General features: G+C 40.3%; 1 protein-coding gene. It reads left to right on the top strand.

Annotated features, from left to right (window positions below; genetic code table 11):
• Positions 1-288 (top strand): hypothetical protein (locus E1171_RS23030; RefSeq protein WP_187696080.1); only part of this gene is annotated, 288 nt, incomplete at both ends.

The following is a 288-nucleotide window of genomic DNA, read 5'->3' as shown; positions in this document are numbered from 1 at the left end:
GACAATAGTCAAAAATTTCATGGACATCAATACGGCAATGTTAATATGATGAGAGAGATAAATGGAATAGCGGACGGGAATAATAATGATGAAAATTGGCAAACATTTGACGGTTTCCAGGATGGAATGATGCACCTCGTTAGTGGAGTAAATGCCATTACAGATAGCCGAAATAACCGCAATTCACAAAAAGCTTGGGTTTCACAAGATGGATTAGGACAGACGATTTCCCAGGTAAATGCCATAATCGGTGCCGGTGGTGTCGGTGGGAATGATAATACTAACAAC

This window comes from Xanthovirga aplysinae (assembly GCF_009711365.1).
Lineage (GTDB): Bacteria > Bacteroidota > Bacteroidia > Cytophagales > Cyclobacteriaceae > Xanthovirga > Xanthovirga aplysinae.
The sequence above is the reverse complement of the archived record's forward strand: the minus strand, read 5'-3'. Positions and strand labels throughout refer to the sequence as shown.